The organism is Marinobacter iranensis (genome assembly GCF_029207565.1).
Classification (GTDB): domain Bacteria; phylum Pseudomonadota; class Gammaproteobacteria; order Pseudomonadales; family Oleiphilaceae; genus Marinobacter; species Marinobacter iranensis.
Map to the genome: position 1 here is coordinate 1 of NZ_JANCMW010000400.1, position 237 is coordinate 237.

Below are 237 nucleotides of genomic sequence, written 5' to 3' on the forward strand. Positions count from 1 at the left end.
TCGAACGAAGGAATGATGCGCTCCATGCCCATCAAGGTGATCTGCGTCTTCGGCACCGTCGTGACCATGCGCGCGTTGCCTTCGTTTTCGAACAGAACCATAGAGCCCGTCTCCGCGATCGCGAAGTTGCAGCCGGTCATCCCGATGTCCGCCTCGAGGAACTTCTCGCGCAGCTTCTTGCGCACGAAGCCCGCGAGCACGGTCGTATCCGCCTCCAGCTTCTCTCCCGCCACCTCG

1 protein-coding gene is annotated in these 237 nt (G+C 61.6%); it reads right to left on the bottom strand.

Features of this window, described 5'->3' with window-relative positions; translation table 11 throughout:
* The coding region (locus NLU14_RS22870) for an LUD domain-containing protein (RefSeq protein ID WP_275710923.1) at positions 1-237 on the bottom strand (237 nt) is incomplete at both ends.